General features: G+C 39.5%; 16 protein-coding genes and 2 tRNA genes. 4 read left to right on the top strand and 14 right to left on the bottom strand.

Features of this window, described 5'->3' with window-relative positions:
- Positions 1 to 42 precede the first annotated feature (42 nt).
- The 4 genes from AAHM81_RS03320 to prmC all read right to left on the bottom strand — a co-directional run bounded on the left by AAHM81_RS03320 (position 43) and on the right by prmC (position 4,998).
- Positions 43 to 1,452, bottom strand: a complete 1,410-nt coding sequence (locus tag AAHM81_RS03320; protein ID WP_342265090.1) for a hypothetical protein — start codon at positions 1,450 to 1,452, stop codon at positions 43 to 45.
- Between the two features lie 767 nt (positions 1,453 to 2,219).
- A complete protein-coding gene (locus AAHM81_RS03315; RefSeq protein ID WP_342265089.1) occupies positions 2,220 to 3,167 on the bottom strand; it encodes a hypothetical protein in 948 nt (315 codons plus the stop codon).
- 45 nt (positions 3,168 to 3,212) lie between these two features.
- Entirely contained in the window at positions 3,213 to 4,106 is an 894-nt protein-coding gene (locus tag AAHM81_RS03310) for a hypothetical protein (RefSeq protein ID WP_342265088.1), read from the bottom strand.
- On the bottom strand, positions 4,099 to 4,998 hold the full coding sequence (gene prmC / locus AAHM81_RS03305) for a peptide chain release factor N(5)-glutamine methyltransferase (RefSeq protein ID WP_342265087.1): 900 nt from the start codon (positions 4,996 to 4,998) through the stop codon (positions 4,099 to 4,101). Before prmC ends, AAHM81_RS03310 begins: the two co-directional genes overlap by 8 nt.
- 194 nt (positions 4,999 to 5,192) lie before the next feature.
- On the opposite strand from prmC, the gene hflX reads away from it, so the two are divergent.
- Positions 5,193 to 6,443, top strand: coding sequence for a GTPase HflX (gene hflX / locus AAHM81_RS03300; protein WP_425286260.1), 1,251 nt, complete (start codon positions 5,193 to 5,195; stop codon positions 6,441 to 6,443).
- A 15-nt stretch (positions 6,444 to 6,458) separates the two neighbouring features.
- Here the strand turns inward: hflX and AAHM81_RS03295 are convergent, their stop codons facing one another.
- From AAHM81_RS03295 to AAHM81_RS03250, 10 genes are all read right to left on the bottom strand, one after another.
- Positions 6,459 to 7,574: a bifunctional (p)ppGpp synthetase/guanosine-3',5'-bis(diphosphate) 3'-pyrophosphohydrolase gene (locus AAHM81_RS03295; RefSeq protein ID WP_342265086.1), complete on the bottom strand. Its 1,116-nt coding sequence runs from the start codon at positions 7,572 to 7,574 to the stop codon at positions 6,459 to 6,461.
- 242 nt (positions 7,575 to 7,816) lie between these two features.
- Positions 7,817 to 7,900 (bottom strand) — tRNA-Leu (locus tag AAHM81_RS03290).
- Positions 7,901 to 7,982: 82 nt separating this feature from the next.
- Positions 7,983 to 8,053 (bottom strand) — tRNA-Cys (locus AAHM81_RS03285).
- Positions 8,054 to 8,070: 17 nt separating this feature from the next.
- Complete coding sequence (locus tag AAHM81_RS03280) at positions 8,071 to 9,837, bottom strand: 30S ribosomal protein S1 (protein ID WP_342265085.1); 1,767 nt, start codon at positions 9,835 to 9,837, stop codon at positions 8,071 to 8,073.
- Between the two features lie 174 nt (positions 9,838 to 10,011).
- Positions 10,012 to 10,443, bottom strand: a complete 432-nt coding sequence (locus AAHM81_RS03275; RefSeq protein ID WP_342265084.1) for a hypothetical protein — start codon at positions 10,441 to 10,443, stop codon at positions 10,012 to 10,014.
- 566 nt (positions 10,444 to 11,009) lie between these two features.
- Positions 11,010 to 12,143 (bottom strand): hypothetical protein, encoded by a 1,134-nt coding sequence (locus AAHM81_RS03270; RefSeq protein WP_342265083.1) that lies wholly within the window; start codon positions 12,141 to 12,143, stop codon positions 11,010 to 11,012.
- 702 nt (positions 12,144 to 12,845) lie between these two features.
- A complete protein-coding gene (locus AAHM81_RS03265) occupies positions 12,846 to 13,634 on the bottom strand; it encodes a hypothetical protein (RefSeq protein ID WP_342265082.1) in 789 nt (262 codons plus the stop codon).
- A 177-nt stretch (positions 13,635 to 13,811) separates the two neighbouring features.
- A complete protein-coding gene (locus AAHM81_RS03260; RefSeq protein WP_342265081.1) occupies positions 13,812 to 14,594 on the bottom strand; it encodes an enoyl-CoA hydratase/isomerase family protein in 783 nt (260 codons plus the stop codon).
- Positions 14,595 to 14,791: 197 nt separating this feature from the next.
- Positions 14,792 to 16,186, bottom strand: a complete 1,395-nt coding sequence (lpdA, locus tag AAHM81_RS03255) for a dihydrolipoyl dehydrogenase (protein WP_342265080.1) — start codon at positions 16,184 to 16,186, stop codon at positions 14,792 to 14,794.
- Between the two features lie 112 nt (positions 16,187 to 16,298).
- Complete coding sequence (locus tag AAHM81_RS03250) at positions 16,299 to 17,786, bottom strand: potassium/proton antiporter (RefSeq protein WP_342265079.1); 1,488 nt, start codon at positions 17,784 to 17,786, stop codon at positions 16,299 to 16,301.
- A 410-nt stretch (positions 17,787 to 18,196) separates the two neighbouring features.
- Here AAHM81_RS03250 and truA point away from each other — a divergent pair, with 410 nt between their 5' ends.
- The 3 genes from truA (at position 18,197) to AAHM81_RS03235 (ending at position 23,423) form a co-directional block, all read left to right on the top strand.
- Entirely contained in the window at positions 18,197 to 18,946 is a 750-nt protein-coding gene (truA, locus tag AAHM81_RS03245) for a tRNA pseudouridine(38-40) synthase TruA (RefSeq protein ID WP_342265078.1), read from the top strand.
- Between the two features lies 1 nt (position 18,947).
- Positions 18,948 to 20,309, top strand: coding sequence for a tRNA uridine-5-carboxymethylaminomethyl(34) synthesis GTPase MnmE (mnmE, locus tag AAHM81_RS03240; RefSeq protein WP_342265077.1), 1,362 nt, complete (start codon positions 18,948 to 18,950; stop codon positions 20,307 to 20,309).
- A gap of 384 nt (positions 20,310 to 20,693) precedes the next feature.
- Positions 20,694 to 23,423, top strand: coding sequence for an SET domain-containing protein-lysine N-methyltransferase (locus AAHM81_RS03235; protein WP_342265076.1), 2,730 nt, complete (start codon positions 20,694 to 20,696; stop codon positions 23,421 to 23,423).
- Positions 23,424 to 23,496: the final 73 nt, after the last annotated feature.

Below are 23,496 nucleotides of genomic sequence, written 5' to 3'. Positions count from 1 at the left end.
TTATTGCAATAGATAGGCAATGTTTTTATATAGTTTTAATAACTACCGAACAGGAAAATGAGCAGCAGCGCCTCGCTGCAAACGTTGAATATGCGCACAAAAATCAACAGCAATGTAAGCAGCAGAGACAAAATGAGTAGCAGCAGCAACGGCAGCAACAACATCAGGATCAACACAACCGGCAGCAACCTCACGACGAGCAAGAGAAGCCTCATGACAAGCAACAGCATGAGCAGAGACAACAGCAGCATAACCGTCATCAACAGCAGCAGAAGCAGCATTGGCAGATTCAGTGTAGTTACGAAGAGAAGCAAGACGACGGGCGTTATTAGCAGGAGCAGAAGAAGCACTAAGGATATTAAAGCAGCAACGAATACACACTCTAGCAGCACGTGCAACACGACAAGCACCCTCAAAAGCAGCAAGAGAAGCATTAGCAGCACGGACAGAAGAGGCATAAGCAGCAGCAACCGAGGCAGAGGCAGAAGCAGCACGAGCATCAGCAGCAGCAGTCTCAGCAGCATTAGAAGCATCACGGGCAGCATCAGCAGCATGACGAATACCAGCAGCAACAGTAGCAGCAATAGAAACAGAATCAGTAGCAGCAGCACGAGCAACAGCAACAGAAGCAACAGAACGCATACTAGCAGTACAAGTAGCAGCACAAGCAGCAGCAGCAGCAGCATTTTCAGCACTAGCAAGATAATGATGAGTAGCAGCAACAAAATGAGCAGCATCAGCAGCAAAATCATGAGCAGTAGCAGCAGCAGCACGAGCATTAGCAGCAGCACGGGCAACTTGAGCAAAAGCAGTAACATAGCCAGCAGTATAAGCAACATAAGCAGCACGAGCAGCAGCAGCATAAGCAGCAGCAACAGCAGTATAAGCAGAAACAGCACGAGCAACAGCAGCAGCAGCAACAGCACATTTAGAAGCAGCACGAACGTAAAGAGCGGGTGCAACAATATTATCCCCAAAAGCACGTGCAACAGTAGTATCAGCACGGGCAATATCAGCACGGGCATCAGCATTAGCATGGCTAGCAGCAACCTTCTGAGCAGCAGCAATAGTGTCAGCCTCCTGCTGAGCAGCACTGGTAGCATCACGAGCAGTTTTAGCTTGATCATCAGCAGCAGTTCTAACACCAGCAGCAGAATGAAAAGCAGTAGTCAAATCATCAGCAACAACAGAGGGGGCAGCATCAATAGCGGAACAAAAATTGGAAATAAATTTATCGGTAGAAAGGGAGATTAAATCAGCAGCACGTCTAAGGTATGCATGAGAATCAGTAGCAGACATAGAATCAGCATTGCAACCCCTACTAGGATCATTAAGCATGGTATGGACCTTCAAACAAAACGATGGGGGGCCAGGAGCTATATCTTGCTTAACGCCAGTGTTACAGCTACACAATATTAGCAGCCACAGTAGCAAAACTTTCTTATGTTCCATGCCTTTCTTAGATATATGCTTAGCATTGCAAGAACTACAAAATAGCTTACAACCAACTTTTTTCTATACTATTATTTGCATGTTTCAAATAATATGCTAAATAATAAACACACTTAAAATTTAACAATATTAATCGAAAATAAATAGCCATATAGATATTTATTTTAAAAATTATGTTAGTAAGCAAAAAACAGCACCTATCAATTGCCCAACACAACAACCAACCTTTATAGGATTATTTTTTGATTTTAAGCTGATTTTATAAATAGGGTGAATCGTGATAGAAAGGATAAAGTTAGGAAAGTGTATGGGCTTAGGTTGCTTAAGCGCTATAAAGGGTCGTTGCTTATTAAGATTTTGTAACTAGGCCTCTTTTAAAACTTGATTTTAACAGCTTATTAAAGGCTTACTTGTATGTGGCATATACAGCTGAATAGGCTAGAATGCTGGATTGTACTTCTGGTACATTGCGCACTGCAAATAGATTTCGAAAGAGGCCTAATGGACATTCTGATTGAATGTTTACTTACGAAAGTACTTGTCTCGTACGTAATGGAACAACAAATAATTCATTGCAATCATATATAGTACTATTGCAATGGCAAAACCAGTTTTAAATGATATCATAGCAAAAATAATAAAGCGTTGTATTAAAAAGAAACAACCACATTAATCTACAATTATTGCCGAAACAATCCAAAGAAAATGATGGGATACTACATGATGCTATGGCAGATGGCATCTTATAGGGTCCAATATAGCCAACCTTAAATACGCTTTTCTTGTCTTAAACGGTTCCATTCTCGAATAAATAAACCTGTTCTTAGAGAGTTACCTGAAATAACAATCTCCTGCAGGTTGCATGTTTCAAGAATGATCTTAATAAGGCTGGCGGATAGTGGAATGAGCTTTAAGAAAACAGGCTCAATAGCAAGCTTGCTTTTCCAAACATCTACAGGAGTTGTTAGTATAACTTGATAAATTTTAAAAAATTGTTCTGTAGAAACCCTTTTTATGCCACTATTTATTTCAATAGCTGGCAGGTTGTAGTGGCAGTTATACAACATCAATAAGGTACGGAAGGCGCCAGAACTACCAATGAGTTGGCTAGGCTTGTAGCGATTCATTTCAACAAAAAGAGGGGGTAAAATGCTGCGGTAATAGTCTTCTAAAAGGGCTACTTGCCTGGGTGTAATAGGGTCACTATAGGTAAATTGAGCAGCAACACGCCGTATACCCAGTGCAAAACTTCTTTCCCATAATGGTTTTACATGATTAAAGATAATGCACTCAACGCTCCCACCTCCTATATCCATAATTAAACCATGGCCATCTGTTAATGCAAAGCAGGCGCTAATGCCATGATAAATTAAAGTAGCCTCCTCTACACCAGAAATGATCTCTACTTCAATATCGGTTGCAAAACGAATGGCTTCAATGATATCCACTGCATTGGGCGCATCTCGCAAGAGGCTTGTAGCCTTGGCAACAATAAAGCTAATACCATCCATATCCAGCTTTTTTTTAATGGCTACTAGGGCATCTACAATGTTTTTTTGCTCTTCTAATGAGATATGCATCACATACAAGGGCTGTTGCACCATAGCTTTTGTAATTTTTTCTTCATAAAGCACTGTATACTTTTCCTGGTCAACTGCCCCAACTAAAACATTTATAACATTAGTACCTAAATCAATAACAGCTAATTTTGACATATCATTAAAATTAAAAGGCTGTTTATTGTATGGAACACAATACAACTAAACAACTATCTTCTTTTCTAAGAAAAAGATACTCCATTTTAGGTATAATGTAACATCAGGTATTAATTTATTTGCTATTTTCCCATATCCTGGAATGGCATAGTTCAATACTCGATTACCATCATTTTGCGTGCAATGGAGAAGATAGGCGACCCCAAACTGCATCCCTCCATAAAGCTGCGCCACTAATTTGTACTCAGACTCCCCGATACACTTTATCCAACCTGCTACCAAAGGTTTAGAGGTAAGGGGTGTAGCTTCATTACAAAAGGTGGTAAGGTTAAAGCGGCTCTGTCCATAAGCGATACCAAAATAAGCATTGGTCAATGGATTGAGATGCATTACATATAGCAGGGCTGCTGCACCATAGCTACCTTGTGACCTATATAATGCATTACCATGGATGCGCTCTTTAGGTTGATCAGATAGATAGCCAAGCGCAACAGATAACTGTAGAGGAGCACGGAAATGGAGATCCACGCCTCCGCCATAACGCTTTTGTCCATTGGGCCACATATTCCGTAAGAGTGTCAACCAGTTTACTCTTACGCCAACCTGCTGTACAAGAGGGGTATAGCTAGGTGCCAACATGGGTTTAGGAACAAAAAAAAGCTGCATAAGGTCTATAACATTACTATGTGCGATTTTGACCAATGGCAAAGCCTCCTGTGGAGGCTGCAAACCGTCTGCATCTAAGGGTGCTTTTGCTGCTTCCAGAGCAGGGTCTACTTTTTCTAGGCATATTGCTTTCGAAAGAGGTCTATCATGTGGATTTGCCCCAATAACGGCAACACTCAGCCATGTATGGACAACGATCATGCATAAGACGCTTATTTTTAGTGGGTATTCCATAGTTACAATATCAATATACGTATGTCTAAACTTAGCCATGACACTTATCTCCGAGCATGGCCATAACCCATCTTTCTTTTTGATGCATATCCTTATATAAGCCTATGTGCTTAAAGTTTGCACAACATAGTAAATCTACAACCTTTTCACCTAATGCTTCATTAATTTCTAAGCAGAGTGTACCATTTAGGCTCAAATGGCACGCTGCAAGTTGAATGATCCGTCTATAGAATAGAAGCGGGTCGGCATCATCTACAAACAAAGCTAATGAGGGTTCATAATCTAGGACATTTGCATGCATGAAGGCCTTTTCTTGCATACGCACATAGGGCGGATTGCTAACAATTAATGACCAATGGGATCGAGGAAGTGGATCGGCTAGAATATCAGCTTCTATAAAATGGACTGCTACACCTAACTGGGCGGCATTATATGCAGCAATTGCCAACGCCTCTTTGCTTATATCCATTGCATCTACTACCGCTTGTGGAAACCGCTGTTTGAGTGTAATAGCAATGCAACCACTACCGGTTCCTATATCTAGAATAGAAGTAGGATAGGCAAGCTGGTTCATTAAAAATGTAACCCATTCTTCTGTTTCTGGCCGTGGAATAAGCACTTCCGGTGTTACTTTAAAAAGGTTTCCAGCAAAATAGGTGGTGCCAATAACATACTGAATGGGCTCATGCTTTTTTAATCTACTGATTGCATCCAAAAGCTTTTGCTGCATAGCAGGTGAAATTTTGCACAATGGATTTAAGATATAGTCTGCTCCATCTACTTGCAAATAAGCATCCAACAATTGTTGAATCATCGCACGGCATGCTAACTTGTTTGGTATGGCCACCGCTAGCGCCTGACACAATAGATCTGATAACACTCGAAGGGGTATGACCACTTCAGAGGTTGCTGCATTAGAAAGTAGATTCATTAGATTTTTACCATATACATTGCCAGATTGCTAAAAGCTGCTTACGCCTTTTATGCCACCCTGCTGGTTACTTTTTCGAACTTGTAGTGAAAGTACATATAAGCAGGCTACTTTCAAAGAAACCAAGTATAGTATTAAAAACAGTTAAAATTAACAAGCCTAAATTGCTTTTTTAAATATTTTTTTATAAAATTGTGGGTTGTATTTTTTATTTAGCAAACCACTTAGCCATTATGTTGATGCATAGGCACAATCAATCTACTCTGGTGGCCCACGAAGAGGGCGAAACAGCTATTCTAGTAGCCCTGGTTACGCCCCAGCAACCTTGTACCAAAACAGAAGAATACCTTACAGAGCTGGCCTTTTTGGCAGATACTTGGGGATTAAAAATTGTTAAAAAATTTATGCAAAGGTTAGATTATCCCCATGGGGCTACCTTTGTAGGTAAGGGAAAGGTAGAAGAAATAGCTGCTTTTATAAAAACAGAAAAGGTTGATTACGCTATTTTTGATGATGAGCTTTCTCCCTCGCAAGTACGCAACCTAGAAAAATTACTATCTTGTCAGATATTGGATAGAAGCTTATTGATCTTGAATATTTTTTCCATGCGTGCCCAAACCAAACAGGCTAGAACACAAGTGGAGCTGGCACAGTATCAATATTTATTACCAAGGCTTACCAGAATGTGGACCCACCTTTCCAGTCAAAAGGGGGGCAGTGCGGGTATGCGTGGCCCTGGGGAGAAAGAACTAGAAACAGATAAAAGAATTATTCAAAGCAAAATTACCAAGCTGCGTGAAAAATTAGCAAATATTGCACAACAATGTGTAACCAGACGCAAAGGACGGAGTGATCTGATACGTGTTGCATTGGTAGGATACACCAATGTAGGCAAGTCTACTTTGATGCAGCTGCTATCCAAATCAGATATCTTAGCGGACAATAAGTTATTTGCAACTATAGATGCTACTGTACGTAAGGTAGTATTAAATGGGCACCCTTTCTTACTGACCGATACGGTAGGGTTTATTCGAAAATTGCCCCACACATTGGTAGCGTGTTTTAAATCTACACTAGAAGAAATTAAAGAAGCAGATTTATTATTACATGTAATAGATGCAGCACATGATGGTTTTCAAGAGCAAATAGGTGTAGTCAATCAGACTTTAATAGAAATAGGTGCAGAAAATCTACCAAGAATCTTGGTATTTAACAAGATAGACATCATCAAACAAAATAAAGAACATATACCAAGAGGTATACACACCACAGATACCCCATTAGAAGTTGCCTTACGAACAGGCACATATAGCCATACTGTTGATGATTATACTGCAGTTTTTATCTCCGCAACAAAAGGCCTCCAGATAGATCTTTTAAAAGAAACTATTACCAAAGCAATAGAGCAAATTCAAGCAAACAGGTATATAAAAGCCAGTTATTAACATTGCTTTGGCCCGCTACTCTAAGTGTTTATATTTCCAATGTGCTGCCTCCCCATGCTCTGCTATATAATCCATTCGCTCTGTGCGTACTTGCATTTCTAACCTTCCATACTGACAGGTTTCAAAGGTAAGATGGAGCGATTCATAACTACTATCCCTTGGTGTACTAACCCAATCTCTCATAATAGTGCAGACTGGGCTATAGAGGTCACTAACAATGCTAAGCACCCTCCAGCAAGCTATCTTTTCTTCTTGTAACGTTTTACCATCCATACCTGTTAAAATGATTCTAATAGCAGCAAGGTCATGTATTTGATCCACATCAACCTTTAATCTTTGCACTTTATTCCAAATAGAATAAATAGATTTAATCCGTTTTTTTAATATAAAATCAATACCATGTGCTTGCACTGCTGAATAGACTTCCTCAGCAATAAGATTTAACTTTTGTTGCCTTTGACACTTGGTCATACCAAGCTTAGCCGTAATAGAGTAATAACTAAGGGTATCTGTATGCTTTAACCAAAAATCTGCCAATTTAGCTTGAATGCTATATAACCGCATTCTATGCGAAAGTGGAATGTAAACACATTTTAGATCCAGTAAGAGCTTTCGGCTAGAGTTGTAGATCAATTCTGAATCTAAACTCACTAATGAGACACCGCTAGCGTTTACGCGAATGATGTCACAAATTTGTAGCAAAATTGCTAAAATACGGGGAGCGGATACATCAGGTGCATGATGAGAAGCTAGCATCGCACCACGACGCAACTTGGAACGCTTTAATCCATTAAGTTCAACCAGTATAGAAACTATTTTTAAGCCAAAACGCCTTTGAATCGCTTCTTTCCGCATCAAGCCTTTTAAGAAGGGTGGCGCTAAGATTGCAGCAATGGCAGTAGAAAGTCCCAAAGACATCTCCGTAGCAGCAATAGTCGCTACCTGAATAGATGCCCTTAGAGCAGCCTTGAATGCTTTTGAACTTGTCGGCCCTGCAAAGCTTTCTGTCCATGCACAAGCTTCCTGTATTTTTGACCAGGTATGCTGCATATCCTCTGCTCTTCCAGAGACTGCTCTTACAAGCTGATGTAGGTTCCAATCATTCAGGTCAAGCATTTCATTTCTTTTCATGACTCTATACAATCAAAAGTTTTTACATAAACCAACACCATAAGCGATGGTGTTTGGCTGATGCCTCACTTCAAGTAAGGCTTACCCCTCTTCAAAGTTACAACTTTATAAATTTGTACGGCACACAAGAGAAGAAGAAATACTTCAATTTTGGGAACCCTCTAAAACGAGTGAATGATAATTTTAAACAAAGTTTATTAGAATTACAAAAAAATAAAGATGAAGAAGACAGTACTTCATAGTACCTAGGGCCGGAATCGAACCGGCACGATATCACTATCATTGGTTTTTGAGACCAACGCGTCTACCAATTCCGCCACCTAGGCAATAAAAAACAGCAGCTATCCAAATAAAAAAAGAGCCTGATAGTGCAATATATAAAGATCTATTCTAAAGTGAACAGATAAGAGGTCGCGAGTGGGATCGAACCACCGTAAGAGGTTTTGCAGACCTCTGCCTAACCACTCGGCCACGCGACCCAACAGTATTCAAGCAACTATTCTTGATCTTCTGCTTTTGTATTTTGCTCTAGTTTTTCCTTCAAATCAGCAAAAGCTTCAAATCCTCTAGCAGATGGTGCTTTGTCTGCTTTTGCGCCTCCTTTCGTTTTACCCTCAGCTTTGACCTCGATTTCTGGATTAAATAGAACTTGATGGGACAAAATGATTTTTTTATCTCCTTTAGAAAACTTGATGACTTGTAAATCCAACTCTTCTCCAACTTCTGCTTCTCCCCCATCTGATTTCATTAAATGCTGTTGCGGAACATGGCCTTCTATACCATGCGCCAATTCAACCACAGCACCACGACCTGGAGTTTTTTTCAGAATGGTGCCTTTATGTAGCGTACCTATTTGAAAAATCTTTTCACAAGCATCCCATAGGTTTTCTTGCTTTAAGCCTAGTGAAAGGCGTCTATTTTCCCGATTAATGCCTAGTACAATCACTTCTAACTTTTCGCCCAACTTGAGTACGTCAGCCGGGTGTGCCACCCGCTTGGTACCAGAAAGACGCGAAACATGCAACAGCCCCTCAATACCAGGTTCTAGCTCTATAAAAGCACCAAAATGGGTTAAATTGCGGACAACACCTTCATGGGTGGCTCCTACTGCATAGGTAGATAAGAATGCCTCTTGTTCCCATGGATCTCCCGTTAATTGCTTAATACCCAAGGATATTTTATGGTTTTTCCGATCCAACGACAATATGCAGGTATCAATGGTATCACCTACTTTGTAGTATTCATTGATGTCGCGCAAGTACTGAGACCATGAAATATCTAAAACATAGACAAAGCCCTCAATACCAGGCATCAACTCTATAAAAAGACCATAATCGGCAATATTGGTTATGGTTCCCTTAATAGTAGATCCTACCTGCATGGTTTCTGGAAGAGCATCCCATGGATGATCTTGAAGCTGCTTCATACCCAAAGAAATACGCTTCTTATCTTCATTAAAGCCAATGACCACCACACGTACCTTTTCGCCAAGTGTGAAGAGTTCCTCTGGATGGTTTACCCTACTCCAGGACATATCTAACTTATGGAGCAAACCGTCTACTCCGCCCAAATCAATAAAAGCACCAAACTTGGTAATGTTCTTTACATATCCCTCTAGAATTTGACCTTTTTCAAGCTTGCTCATGATTTCGAGCTTCTGCCCTTCTAGCTTCTTTTCAGTAAGCGCTTTATGCGAAACGACCACATTATCATTGGCATGGTTGATTTTAATGACCACTACATCAATGGTCTTGCCTACAAAAATATCAAAATCTAAAACAGGTCTTATATCAATTTGTGAACCTGGCAAAAAGGTTTCAACACCACAAACCTCTACAATCAATCCTCCCTTGGTTCTGCGTTTGACAAGTCCTTCTAGCACCTCCCCATGCTCCAATGCATGTTGAATTTTCTCCCAGGCCCTTACCAATTTTGCTTTTTTACGAGAAAGTACCAATTGACCTTTGGCATTTTCTGTTTCTTCTATATATACTTCGACCTCATCTCCAGGTTGTAATTCAGGCAGATCCCTAAACTCAGAAGCAGCAATTAGCCCATCGGATTTGTATCCAACCCCTACAACTACATCTTTATTGGTGATGCTTATCACCGATCCCTTTACTACTTCATACTGATTAATAGCGCTTAAGGTAGCTCCATATATTGCAGCGATATCTACTCTTTCTTGATCTGTATATGCACTGCCTAATTTACCAGCCTTGTCATATTGATCCCAGTTGAAAACTCCTTCTGTTGCATTCATAAGGACGCGGTATTGACTTTATTACTTAAAAAACAGCATTAAACTATTCGTTTTGATACTGCTTTACGTGATTAAAAAATGAAATTAACTATACAACCTCTATGTAAGCGGCATGCGTTACGCACCAACCTTGGCTTACAAGCTATAAAGTTACGAAAAAAATATAAAGACCAATCATCTGGGTTGGGATACTTTGTCGAGTAAATACTTTTTGTTTACATTGTTATCAACAGGGGGCTGCCAAAAAGTATCCATACAGGATCCAACTATAGATCCCCAAATATCTCCAGCTGGCCCGGCAACCCATGAACCCACACATCTACCAATAGTATTACAATTGACACAACTACGTAACCCATCTAGTAGTAGTTTGCACAAACTACAACCCGCATAAGCATACTGCTGCTCCTGCTCATCAATGGAGTGAGGCTGTTTCTGCTTACCCACATTAAAACCTATAATTTGAGATAATAGCTTCTCGCAACAATGTTTAATCTGAGAGCCACCATAAGCGCCAAAAGTAAATACAGCCGAAGCAAAAAGCGAAAATACCCACCCAGGTAGTACCTGGTTAAGGCCTAGGTATGACCATACATATGGAACCATAAAATATCCAGAAATATATGAAAACCAATTAGAAAAAGTAACGAAATTACCTTCGAAGGTATCACAAGCCCGAGACACGTCACATAGGGATATATAATACAACCGAGAAAAAAAGCTAGATAGGCATGTATAACAAACCTGAGGCAAAAAACAGGGCTGCTTATCTTGCCGACTAGGATAGTGATATAGCCCTTCAGTATTGGCATTATCATGATTTATCTTATTGCACCCACACTGGTCCACCACATCCCCTTGTCCAAGCAGGCCAGTATTATTCCTAACACCGCTACACCCACCTAATAGCGATATAGATAAGAACAACAAAAATCGTATAGCATTACCTTTTAAACTACTATATCTGGCGATAAGCCAATTTATTGAATTTTTTATTATGCTTGTATTTTTTATCATAAATTTATGCTGAATAAAGCATATGCATACTTGTATCTATTATCTATCCAAGCCAATACTTAAAGCTGTGCGTACTACAAGGATAGTGCTACCTAAACGGCCTAAAATATCAGGAAGCCACCTCATTATCTACATCGGGCTCGGCATTCCTATGCTTAGCCATGCATATATTTTAGGATATCCTTAACATGATTAATAGAGTAAGTAACATAAGAGGTAGAGGTAGCATATATAATAGCATTATAAATATTATCGCAAATCTGCTGCGTAACATTCCCAATGGATGATCTACTATGTATTGCATCAGGTGAAATATTGCTAAAAGCATGGTCAGCAACAGAGGCCACCAGAGAGGCACCATTACTAAAAACAGAAATACCAGATGCTTTTTCAACACAGCTTCCAGCAACACCTATAACACTCCTACCAATATTACCAGCAGCATGCCACCGCTTACTGGTAGCCTTACGAACCATCATTAAATGACGCCTGAAATCAGGGCCAGAGCAGTAAGCACAGACAACCTTGCTACACTCTCTTACTATCTGTTTACAGAAATCTTTACCAATAAACCGTGGTATATAATACACTATCATAGAATCAGCAGACATACCAAGCATATGAATCAAAGCATGTATCAAAACATCTCTTAAAAGGCTAGCTGTATAACTTTCAAATGAAGCTACATACATGTCCTTAACACACCCTAACAACACCATAAAATCTAAATGCTTATGCATGCCAGCACCAGCATTAGGTGCCTTATAAGCAACCTCATAAGGCTCAGTTAAACTATTCAAGAAATCAGGGTCAACAAAGCACCGGTACACAAATCCCCTAAAATGCGCCAGTTGTTTCTTACAAGAAGCCGTAAGAGCATCACGAAAAAGCCCATAAAGACTATCCGCCAACTTTTGATGCGTATAATCAAACAAACAGTCAGGGGTAGAACGAGATGAAGGAAAGTGGCAGTCAAAAAAATAAGCCAGCAATGACTTAACAAGATCACCTTCGAGTTTAGATAGACATGATTTTTTAACAAATATCAATAGAGGTGAATTTTTGACAAACGAGATAAAACCATCATTGCCATTATTACCAGACTGAGGAGCCAAAGGCATTTGTTGTGTTTGCGTATAGGCTGGCACTTTATCCTGGTTTGTATGCACTACTTGAGCCGCTTCAAACGACTTGCAACCCAAGCGGGCGCTTGTCAGGCCATTGCATCCAGTTAATATCAATACTAGAAAATAAAAAACAAAGTGTGTTATATTGTTGTTTGTTTTCATTTTATTAATTACATTTAGTTGAATAATGATAGGCTAAAGTTTATTGCTAAGCTGAAGGCGATTCAATGCTTATTAATAAAGCCTATCCATGGTATCTGTTCAGGAAACAAAAACAGTTTAAAGGGTGAATGTTATGGATCGTTACAGGGACATTTTACTACTATGACCATAACCTTGAATGCATACTCAAATTTTTTATCGGCAGCCATCAGCAAGAGACCATACTAACGGGCTATACACACAGCTACAGTACAGTGTACTCCTTAACTTAAGGCTGTTGGTTGAATGAAACAAGCCTTGCGTAAAAGGGGCATAAAAGCAGACCTAGAGAAGTGGAATTACCTAATTGTATCCATTCATCACTATGGCTACGTTTTTCTGAAAAAGAAATAGGCTAACCCATTACCAGCCCCGCATCTCCTTCGATAAAAAAATGGCGCTCTAGTAAAAGACTAACACGTGAGCGATTATTGTTCAACGGATTAGAAAATCGCCTGTTTGAAGCCCGCTTGCGGGCTGAGTTCACGATTTTCCCGCTGAACAATATATCGATTCAGCTATTTACTATCGGGCCAGACTTTTTATCGAAGGAGATAAGGCGGCTAGCCAGAGGCGTGAATAGATACCTACTTTCTCACTCCAACTTTTTGGAATATCTTTTTTAGGCAGTGTTATGAGAAGGATAAAAGGTATGAACGAAAATTATTGACCGCCATCCTCAGCATCATAATAAACACCACACTCTTCGTCATCCTCATCAGTATCGATGCCACTATCAGGATCACCTTTAGGCTGATTACTAGAAGATTCATTGACTTTAAATGTAATCACGGTCAAACCCTCTTCGGTCTCCTTACCAAAATCATAACTCGAAATATCAGGAGTCGCAACATCAGGAACCTTAGTCCAATAGTTATAAAAGGAAGAAGCAAGAGATGTAATGCCATAACAAACATTAGCCACAACCCACCCAAGACTATTGAAAACATAGGGTGTAGCCAGTATTACACCACGAGTAGCTCCACTAAAAGTATGCTTACCAATAGGGGCCAGAATAGCACTACCATAATACGCACCTTTGCTAGAACCATCCTCTATACTTTTCACAATGGAGCCACTGCTACCAACAGCACACACCCCACCTCCCATAGCACCAACTCCTCCCCCAACTGCACCTCCCAAAACACCTCCAACTACCTCACCAAGGTAGCCAGCAATATCAACAGAAATATTAGCTATGGAAGGATTGTTACTTACTGCACTTTCCCCTCCTACAATTTGCCCTACGGCATCAGTAGTAGATTTTTTAGGTGTGAGTGTATCATTTTTTATGTCATTGACAGATTGTAAACCCTGAGGTGTTTCACTTTTGTTTGATAACTCCCCCTGCTTAATGAACCCAATCTGCCTAGCACCACTGCATCCAGCCAACCCTAGTGCAGGAAGGTAAAGAACACTTATAAATAGATACTTTTTAAGGTTTTTGCTCATTTTTATTTAAATTATTCATTTAACTGGCACATGACGCCAAGCCTATTATAGATTACCGCCCCCAATTCTTAAATCTCTATCCATTGATTAAGCTCCAGGGAAATAAGAAACCCAAATTTAGATAATTTTTCTGAGCTATCCAATTTATTTTAACGCACTTCCAACTTTTCCGTTACGCTATTTCGCTTCTAGCAGCGCCTGTTTATCAAAAATCTTCATAAGTTTCTCTTTCAGATCTACCGCTTTAAAACAATTGGCAAAACCATTGGCTTCTGTTTGAAAGCCATTTTCATCTGGGTTTTCAGCAGCATTGACACAAGTTACCAACATGCCCAATGCTAGGTCTGCATTGTTGGCAATAGAGGTAAGCCACTTTTTAGCTTTTTTAAGCATTTCTTCCTTATAGCTGACCACTTCACTCACCAGGCCCATACGCTCTGCATCTTCTGCACCAATACGCTTACCAGTCATGAGGTATTCTAGTGCTTTGGTCTTTCCTAATAACTGCGTCAACCGCTGGGTGCCGCCAAAACCAGGAATAACTCCATAGGCAATTTCTGGAAAAGCAAAAATCGCATTCTCAGAAGCAAATCGAAAATGGCAAGCCAATGCCAGCTCAAAACCAGCACCAAATGCATAACCATTCACAGCAGCTAAAATAGGCTTAGGACAATTTTCTATAAAAGCCAATACCTCTTGGCCATTTTCTGCAAACTTTCTTGCATTCAATTCACTTAACTTGAGTAACTCAGAAACCTCCGCTCCTAAAGAGAAAATTTCTTCTCCTTCTCCAGTAATGATTACGCCTTCTATGGCATCATCGTCATATACTTCTTGAATGACATTACGCAATTCAATAAGCCTTTTATCTGTTAAAGTAAAAGATTTTGAACCGGATTTAAAAGTAATGGTCAAAATACCATCTTCTAGACTACTTTGTAATGATTCTGTTTTTTCCATGCTGGATGCAAATTTGTTTTATAGCTTAATTAACCAACCGGTATGCAATAGGCACATTGCACTTTTTCTATCTAAGCAGCTGTATGTTCCATCTATTTTATTCCAAAGCTAAAAACCATACTACCCAAATATAAAGGATATTTAAATTTAAATAGTGCAACTTTTTTTGAATAGTAGCCTGCATCCTATTTTAACCATTAAAGGTGAATCACTTCTCCATAAGCAGCAGCCACTGCTTCCATAATGGCTTCTGACATAGTCGGGTGGGGATGGGTACTATTTTGAATTTCATATGCAGTAGTTTCCAACTTACGTGCCACAACTACTTCTGCAATCATTTCTGTGACATGGGCACCCACCATATGTGCACCAAGCCATTCCCCATACTGGGCATCAAAAATTACTTTTACAAACCCTTCTGGCGTACCAGCTGCATGTGCTTTGCCAGAAGCAACAAATGGGAAGATGCCTACTTTAATATCATAACCGGCTTCTTTTGCAGATTTTTCTGTATAACCTACGGAAGCTACTTCAGGTTGTGCATAGGTGCAAGCGGGTAGATTCTTGTAATCCAATGGCTCTGGTGTAAGACCTGCTATTTTTTCTACACAAATAATCCCTTCTGCCGAGGCTACATGGGCTAAAGCGGGCCCTTTGACAAGGTCTCCAATCGCATAAACCCCATTACAACTGGTCCTATAATAGGGATCTACCGCAACCTTACCTGCTTCCATAAGAATTCCATTCTCTTCTAAACCAATATTTTCTATATTAGGCTGTACACCAACGGCAGCAAGGACCAAATCGCTTCGAATCTGTAGATCGCCTGATTGGGTAGCAATATGTACTATAGGGGAAGCTTGCACCACCTCTACTTTGGTAACTTCTGCAGCCGTATAGACCTGCATACCTTTTTGAGTAAAAGATTTGAGGATTTGTTTGGATACATCTTCATCTTCAAGGGGCAATAAATAGGGGCTACACTCCACCAAAGTCACTTTGGTGCCTATTGTATGGTAAAAGTAGGCAAATTCACATCCAATCGCACCGCCTCCTACAATCACGATAGAGGCTGGTTGAGTCGTGCGTGCAAGTGCTTCTCGGTAGCCTATAACATGGGACCCATCAATAGGGAGATGCGGCAACTGACGGCTTCTTGCACCAGTGGCTAAGATAATATGTTGCGCACGGTAAAGGTGGGTAGCACCGGTTGGTGTGGTAACGGAAGCAGTACCATTGGGAAGCAGCTTGCCACGCCCTTCTAAAACAGTAATTTTATGCTTTTTAAAAAGATGGTGAATGCCCTTGCTCATAGTAGCTGCAACATCCCGACTCCGCTGCATCATGGCTTTAAAATTAGGTCTAACTTGAGCTACTTCAATACCATAAGCTGCAGCATGGTTCAAATAATCCAATACCTGAGCACTTTTTAACAATGATTTTGTAGGAATACAACCCCAGTTTAGGCAAACACCACCCAACGCTTCTTGTTCTATAACAGCGACTTGCATACCTAACTGAGCAGCCCTAATAGCAGCAACATACCCACCTGGACCACTTCCAATTACAATAAGATCATATTCCTGAGACATAAATTAGTTGTTTACTTCCGGTCTCTTTTGAAACTCGATTGCTAAAGAGGCCTACTATATATAAAAAAAACTACAACTTGCGATATGCTAGACAATTATAGTTAAAAAGCAACTAATGTACTACACCCAGTTGCTCCTTTATCGTATGAATGGCCTGATTCTTTTCTGCCATAATCATCAGCAAGTCAAAAGCAGTAATGACTGTATCACCTCTGGGAATAACATATACGCCATTGCGTTTTATAAGGACAATCAATACATTTTCTGGAAAGCTTAATTGTACTATTTTTTTACCAATAGCAGGGGAATCTTCTGGAATCATCACCTCTATTAATGCACTGTCTACTTCTTGAGACAACTGAATGGTAGGTTCATGTTTTTCCACTTTGGGTGCTTCTAGTTGTAGCCACTTGGCAAGGGGCGAAAGTGTGGTGCCTTGAAATAAGATAGAAGTAAGCACAATAAAAAAAACAATATGGTAGATCACATCTGCTTGATGAATATTATCCAGCAATGGATAAGTAGCAAACACAATCGGAACCGCCCCTCTAAGACCTACCCAAGAGACAAAAATCTTATGGTTTAAGTTTAATGTTTTAGAAAAAAACAAGGAAATAAAAACACTCAGCGGCCGGGCTACAAACATTAAAAAGATGGAAAGCAATAGGCCAATCCCAGCTATAGGTATGAGCTTAGCAGGATACACCAACAGCCCAAGCATAATAAACATAATGATTTGCATCAACCAAGAAATGCCTTGACAAAATTGAATAATACTTTTTTTATGTGGGAAATCTTTATTCCCTAAAATCAATCCTACAAGATAAACGGCAAGAAAGGCATTGCCATGCAAAAAATGTGTAGCTGAATAGGTAAAAATAACAACAGCCAGCATCAAGCCGGGGTAAAGCGAACGGTTGGCAAGACGCAAGTTGTCCAACAGTAAAAGCATGATTTTACCGACTAAAAAACCAGCTAGCCCTCCTACAACCATCTCTTGAATAAAGATAAAAATAGCTGACATGGGGCTAATGGCCTGTTTGGTAATGAGTAATGTTTTAAACAAAAACATTAAAAACCAAGCCATTGTATCGTTACTTCCAGATTCTAGCTCTAATAGAGGACTGAGATTGGCCTTGAGGTGCATGTTTTTAGCGCGAATAATTGCAAAGACAGCAGCTGCATCTGTAGAAGCAACAATTGAGCCCATCAGGAGCCCTTCTAATAAAGTAAATTGTATGCTACCCCCCCAGAGGGCTGTAATGCCCCAAATAAATAGCCCTACACTAAAGGTAGTAATTAAAATACCTACAGTGGCCAACAATATACCATTCCAAAGAATGGGGCGTATATGCTTATACTCGGTTTCTATACCCCCTGTAAAAAGAATCAAACTCAGGGTAATAGCACCCAATAATTGAGCAGCTATGGGATTATGAAAATCAATATTGCCCAATTTTTCATGACCTGCCGCCATGCCTACCAACAAAAAAATAATCAATGCTGGAATACCCAATCTGGTAGACAGCTTGGTAATCACAATACTGAGAAAAAGTAAAAAAGAGCCGGCAATAAGTAAGCTTTCTGGAACTATATGCATCGATTTCTATGTTAAAACATAAGACCTTCTGCAAAACCTATTTCTAATGGCAATTTTGGTGTCGAAGCTTGTCTATACTCCTCAAATACATCTAGTATGCTGCGGTGCTCGACTACGCTTCTCCTAAAAATTGCTGATCACAAATAGATTTTGCAGAAGGTCTATATAAGCAAGTTCCATACAACTGGCATATGATTGGTATGCTAGATGATGGTCTTTGTAAGTAAGGTAAATTTACGTAAAATTAGTTCATCAGACCTCTTTTGAAAGTCGATTTCTAATGGCTTTAAAAGATATCTAATAGAAAAGAATGATATAAATGCCTTAGCATGCTTAACTTTGTAATAATTTTTTTAACCTTATTTCAAGCTTAGCTTAGCACAAGCAAATAGGTTACGCCAAGGCATCTTATGCGTTATTTTATATATATATCCTATTTTGGTAAAGCCTATAGTGGCTGGCAGATTCAAAAAAATGCAGTTGCGGTGCAACAGGTAATAGAAATGGCGCTTGGCAAGCTGCTAGCTACTGCAGTGGTTGTTTCAGGCAGCAGTCGAACAGATAAAGGGGTCCATGCAGTGCAACAGGTAGCCCATTTTGATCTCGTCACACCAATAGATCCTACCCATTTAGCCTACAAGATGAATAGGATTTTGCCATCTGATATCAGCATTAGCGCCATTCGGCCAGTAATAGCGGATGCCCATGCCCGTTTTGATGCAAGCCATCGTAAATATGCCTATACCATCGTTACAGAAAAAGATCCCTTTTATAGAGACAAAGCAGTCTGGTTGCGCCGCATGCCACCGCTTACCTTATTGAACCAGATAGCAGCTATGTTTACCGGGAAAGCTGATTTTGAATTTTTCAGTAAGGTAACCGATGCAACAAAGGGTTTTATGTGTAATGTAGAGGAGGCTTTTTGGCTGCAGACAGATTACAAGGTTGTTTTTTACATAAAAGCAAATCGTTTTTTGCGAGGTATGGTGCGAGCGATTGTAGGGATGATCCTGAAAGTAGCAACTGGTCAAATGGATGTAACCACGTTAACACAACTCATTAGACACAAACCTGAGGTCCGTCCAACACTTACTTTAATGCCACCACACGGCTTAACATTAATGGAAGTAGGGTACCCAGAAGCCTTATTTATACAATAAAATGCATTATAATCAAGATCCTATTGTTGCACTAGCTACACCACAAGGTGTTGGTGCCATTGCCGTAGTGCGCCTATCTGGAAAGGGGGTCATTGAAATGGTCAACCAACTATTTTGTGGAAGTGATTTAACCCAACAAGCCTCCCATACGATCCATTTTGGCCTCATAAAACAGGGAGATGTTACAATTGATGAGGTATTGGTTTCCATTTTTATTGCGCCCCACTCCTTTACTAAAGAAGATGCTGTGGAAATTTCTTGTCATGGTGCACCTTTTATTGTCGAACAATTGATCCAATTGCTTGTAGCACAAGGTGTTCGCATAGCGGAGCCGGGTGAATTTACCAAAAGGGCGTTTTTAAATGGACGGTTTGATTTAGCTCAAGCAGAAGCGGTAGCTGATTTGATTGCAGCCGATAGCAAACTAGCCCATCAAACTGCGCTGCATCAAATGCGCGGTGGCTTTTCTTTAGAACTACAAACTTTGCGTAAAGCATTATGCCACTTTGCAGCAATGTTGGCACTAGAACTAGATTTTGCAGAAGAGGATGTTGCCTTCTTAGACAGAAAGGATTTAAAAATCTTAGCTGGTGCATTGATTGAAAACTTAACGCCACTTATAGATAGTTTTAGCCTAGGCAATGCTATCAAACAGGGGGTTTCTGTTGTGATTGTGGGCAAGCCCAATGTGGGTAAATCAACCTTATTGAACCAACTATTACAAGAAGAACGGGCCATTGTTTCGCCTATAGCAGGTACTACACGAGATGCCATTGAGGGAACATTACACTTAGGGGGCATACGGTTTAGGTTTGTGGATACAGCTGGTTTACGGGAAAAGACATTAGATTCCATAGAAGCAATAGGCATTGAACGCACCAAGCAGCAACTCAGCAAAGCCTGTGTAGTGCTCTACCTAGTTGACCTCTCCCATATGACCTTGAAACAAGCAGAAGAAGATTTAGTTGCATTGGGTTTGGAAGGCTTGCCGCTACTTAAAATTGGCAATAAAATAGATCTTGCGCCAGCTGCTGCGCTAGAAAATTTTAAAGATTATTTGCTGATTGCCGCACAAGCTGGTAGGGGGATCGCAGAACTTAAAGGTAAACTTTTGGAATTAGTAGCGCAAAAACCTACCGATGGGTCAGCCACTATTATAATCAATATACGCCATTGCGACCGATTGCAAAAAAGTAAAGAAGCATTAGAAGCTGTGGTTACAGGACTTGGGGAAGAACGGTCCAATGAGTTACTGGTAGTGGATATAAACCGTGCCCTACAGGCATTGGGTGAAATTACGGGAGAGATTACGACAGAAGAGATTTTAGGAGAAATTTTTTCTAAATTTTGTATTGGGAAATAATAGTATCTATTCACGCCTGTGGCTGGTCCCCTTATCTCCTTCGATAAAATGGAGTATTGGTATACGCAGCACTTATGGCCACCGATAAAAGATTTGACGCGCAGTAAAGGCAATGAAACAATCTATTGTTCAGCGGAAAAAACAGAACTTGCCCACTAATGTGGGCTTCAAACAGGCTGTACTTTGGTTTTTAGCTAATTTAATTGCTTCTTTAAATGTTTTTTGTGTCAAATCAAGTTTTTTGTCAATGAAAGCATAGTAAAACCACCCTTCCTCCCCCTATTTTCTATTTTAGTCTGCAAGAATCCTATTGTATAATTCAAAAACCTTGTATATATTAATTTTTTAACACTACAACAACACATTTCGTCATTTTACATACCCATGACCTTAATCGTCCTGTTTTGGATATTATATAAATTTGCCTTAGTTTTTATTTTTTCTTGCACTGGAAATCAAACAAAAAAGACTTTACACATATTCCGAACAAGTTATATATTGGATCAGCAAATAAGCAATAAAGCAGCATCAAATCTCCCTGCTGGCAAACGAGCTAGAGTAGCGCTACAAAATTTTTCTTTGGGCGAAGAGGGATCAAGCCAAAATAAAAAAAGGAAACCATCTGAGTATCCACTACCGCCTGATCTAATCCTCAATAAAGAAAGCGCAACTGTTCAAATATCATCAAGCATACGCAATAATCATGTTACCGCTACTGGTACGGAGGTGGTTGCTCCAGCTAATTTGAATAAAAGTCAAAATATATCTGCTCAAGACAGTACAATAAAAAACAGACTAAAACATACAATCAACAATGATACTAGTCTCCATAGTACTCCAGACAAGGATACAAAAGAGTGGTTAGACAGTTTGCCCAATACAAAATTTTTTAAATGGTTAAAACGGGAAATAAATAATGCGCCAAATAGCCAATTATGTAAAAAAATAATAGCCCAACTTATTGCTTTGCGCAAATTGAAGGTGCCCTCTACGTTCACCAGTAGTATATACGAAAAATGCACGGATCTAGAACGCTATGGAAATTTCCTGAATAAAGTTTTGGTAAAATATGAGCCGTCCGGGTATGCACTAACACCTAAACTACAGAAGATATTGCAACATGGTATTAAGCTGCGCAATCTATCCAGTATGTTAGGTGGCGCTGGTCATAAATCCCCTGAAGCATTTGAAGCGTTAATCAATACGCTAAGCGATGAGAATATGCTGGACAAGCTTAAAAAATTAAAAGACTTAGGCTTTGAAGTAAGCAGTCTATCCAGTATGGTACATCACTCGCGTCATAAATCCGCTGAAACTTTTGAAGCGTTGACTAATAAGCTAACCAATCAGAAAAATCGGAACAAGCTTAAAAAGTTAAAAGCATTAGGCTTTGAAGCAAGCAATCTATCCAGTATGTTAAATGGCGCTGGTAAAAAATCCGCTGAAGCGTTTGAAACGTTACTCAATAAGTTAACCGATCGGAAAAATCGGAAAAAGCTTAAAAAGTTAAAAGCATTAGGCTTTGAACCAAGCAATCTATCCAGTATGGTAAATGGCGCTGGTCATAAATCCCCTGAAGCATTTGAGCAGTTAATCAATAAGCTAAGCGATGAGAATATACTGACCAATCTTAAAAAGTTAAAAGCATTAGGGTTTGAAGTAAGCAATCTATCCAGTATGGTAAGTGGCGCTGGTCATAAATCCGCTGAAGCGTTTGAAGCGTTAATTCATAAGCTAAGCGATGAGAATATACGGGACAATCTTAAAAAATTAAAAGACTTAGGCTTTGAAGTAAGCAATCTATCCAGTATGGTAAATGGCGCTGGTCATAAATCCCCTGAAGCATTTGAGCAGTTAATCAATAAGCTAACCAATAAAGAGAGCTTCTCTAAGCTTGAAACATTACAAGCACAAGGTATTCAGTGTGGTCATTTATCTGCCCTGGTAAGAGGATCAGGTATGAAAGCATTTGATGCATTAAACGATGTAATCAACATACTAACCAACGACAAATATCTTGACACCATAAAAAAGGTTTCTGCTGCTATCTATACCACCCCAGATGTAATCAATAAAAATGATGAAATTTTGGTAAGTAGCAAGGCAAGTAAGCTGCTAAAAGCTATAGGAGATTTGAGAAAACAACCATCTATTAATGACCCAAGCGAACATAGACAATTCAAGAAGTTTTTAACAGATTGCTATGCTAAAGGTAACCATGTAGAGGATAGTCTTTTGGAAGTACAAAAAGTCTCTAATGATGACCCTAGGAAAAGTTTGCATGGACAAGATAAAGTAGTAGCTAAAAAAAAGATAACCAAAGGTACTATACTAGGTATTTATACCGGTATATTGCTATGTGAGGAAGACCCTATCGATCATGCAATTGAGTTTGCTTATTTAGCTACAAAAGGCATTTATGGGGTAAATAAACTAAATAGTTATAGTTTTGGTATCGACCTTGATACATCTGTCCCACTCTATCTGAGTGCATGCGGAAGAGGGAATATCTTAGCCAAGATTAATGCCAATCAGACTTATGATGCTCAATCTAATGACCATCAAGCCAATAAACCCAATGTGTTAGCCTTATGGAGTAGTTATGATGGGGTGACACCATTTATATTGTTTTCTGCAACGCAGGATATTCCAGCTAACACAGAACTGTTATTGGATTATGGTCAACTATACTGGTCTGATCATAATGGTAATGATGATGTGTCTAATCCAGATGCCAATGCCTATAGGTCTTGCTTAGCGCAAAAAAAACATTACGTAGGGCAAAGCAACAGTATAATGGTACTGAAATTGTTTAACAAACACAACCCTGACTTATATCAAAAATTAGTAGAATATATAGAAACACCGTGCTTTAGTGCATTAGAAGGTAAAGATAGAATGATAGAATGCAGAAAAATTGATGATGCCAACACAATAGATTATCGTATATACAAACTGCCAGGAGAAGCAGCTATAGGGAAACCATCTCAAGATTATTACTCAATTGACTGGCATCCATCCGTTGGATTGGATGCATTGAACAAATATACTTATCTATTCACGCCTGTGGATCGGCCCATTATCTCCAAAAATATTAGCCCTCCCTCTTATTAAAACTTATTTAAAATCCTAAAAATAGATATTACAAAAAATGATAGGCTCTTTTAGGCTATTTTCTTTTTATAAA

Source organism: Cardinium endosymbiont of Philonthus spinipes (assembly GCF_964030745.1).
Lineage (GTDB): Bacteria > Bacteroidota > Bacteroidia > Cytophagales > Amoebophilaceae > Cardinium.
Note: the sequence above shows the minus strand (reverse complement) of the source record. Positions and strands in the feature narration are given on the sequence as shown.

Bases quoted from the DNA above. Each gene is read 5' to 3' on its own strand.
- AAHM81_RS03320 (WP_342265090.1), bottom strand. From the start codon at position 1,452: ATGGAACATAAGAAAGTTTTGCTACTGTGGCTGCTAATATTGTGTAGC.
- AAHM81_RS03315 (WP_342265089.1), bottom strand. From the start codon at position 3,167: ATGTCAAAATTAGCTGTTATTGATTTAGGTACTAATGTTATAAATGTT.
- AAHM81_RS03310 (WP_342265088.1), bottom strand. From the start codon at position 4,106: ATGGCTAAGTTTAGACATACGTATATTGATATTGTAACTATGGAATAC.
- prmC (WP_342265087.1), bottom strand. From the start codon at position 4,998: ATGAATCTACTTTCTAATGCAGCAACCTCTGAAGTGGTCATACCCCTT.
- AAHM81_RS03295 (WP_342265086.1), bottom strand. From the start codon at position 7,574: ATGAAAAGAAATGAAATGCTTGACCTGAATGATTGGAACCTACATCAG.
- AAHM81_RS03280 (WP_342265085.1), bottom strand. From the start codon at position 9,837: ATGAATGCAACAGAAGGAGTTTTCAACTGGGATCAATATGACAAGGCT.
- AAHM81_RS03275 (WP_342265084.1), bottom strand. From the start codon at position 10,443: ATGGTTCCATATGTATGGTCATACCTAGGCCTTAACCAGGTACTACCT.
- AAHM81_RS03270 (WP_342265083.1), bottom strand. From the start codon at position 12,143: ATGAAAACAAACAACAATATAACACACTTTGTTTTTTATTTTCTAGTA.
- AAHM81_RS03265 (WP_342265082.1), bottom strand. From the start codon at position 13,634: ATGAGCAAAAACCTTAAAAAGTATCTATTTATAAGTGTTCTTTACCTT.
- AAHM81_RS03260 (WP_342265081.1), bottom strand. From the start codon at position 14,594: ATGGAAAAAACAGAATCATTACAAAGTAGTCTAGAAGATGGTATTTTG.
- lpdA (WP_342265080.1), bottom strand. From the start codon at position 16,186: ATGTCTCAGGAATATGATCTTATTGTAATTGGAAGTGGTCCAGGTGGG.
- AAHM81_RS03250 (WP_342265079.1), bottom strand. From the start codon at position 17,786: ATGCATATAGTTCCAGAAAGCTTACTTATTGCCGGCTCTTTTTTACTT.
- truA (WP_342265078.1), top strand. From the start codon at position 18,197: ATGCGTTATTTTATATATATATCCTATTTTGGTAAAGCCTATAGTGGC.
- mnmE (WP_342265077.1), top strand. From the start codon at position 18,948: ATGCATTATAATCAAGATCCTATTGTTGCACTAGCTACACCACAAGGT.
- AAHM81_RS03235 (WP_342265076.1), top strand. From the start codon at position 20,694: ATGACCTTAATCGTCCTGTTTTGGATATTATATAAATTTGCCTTAGTT.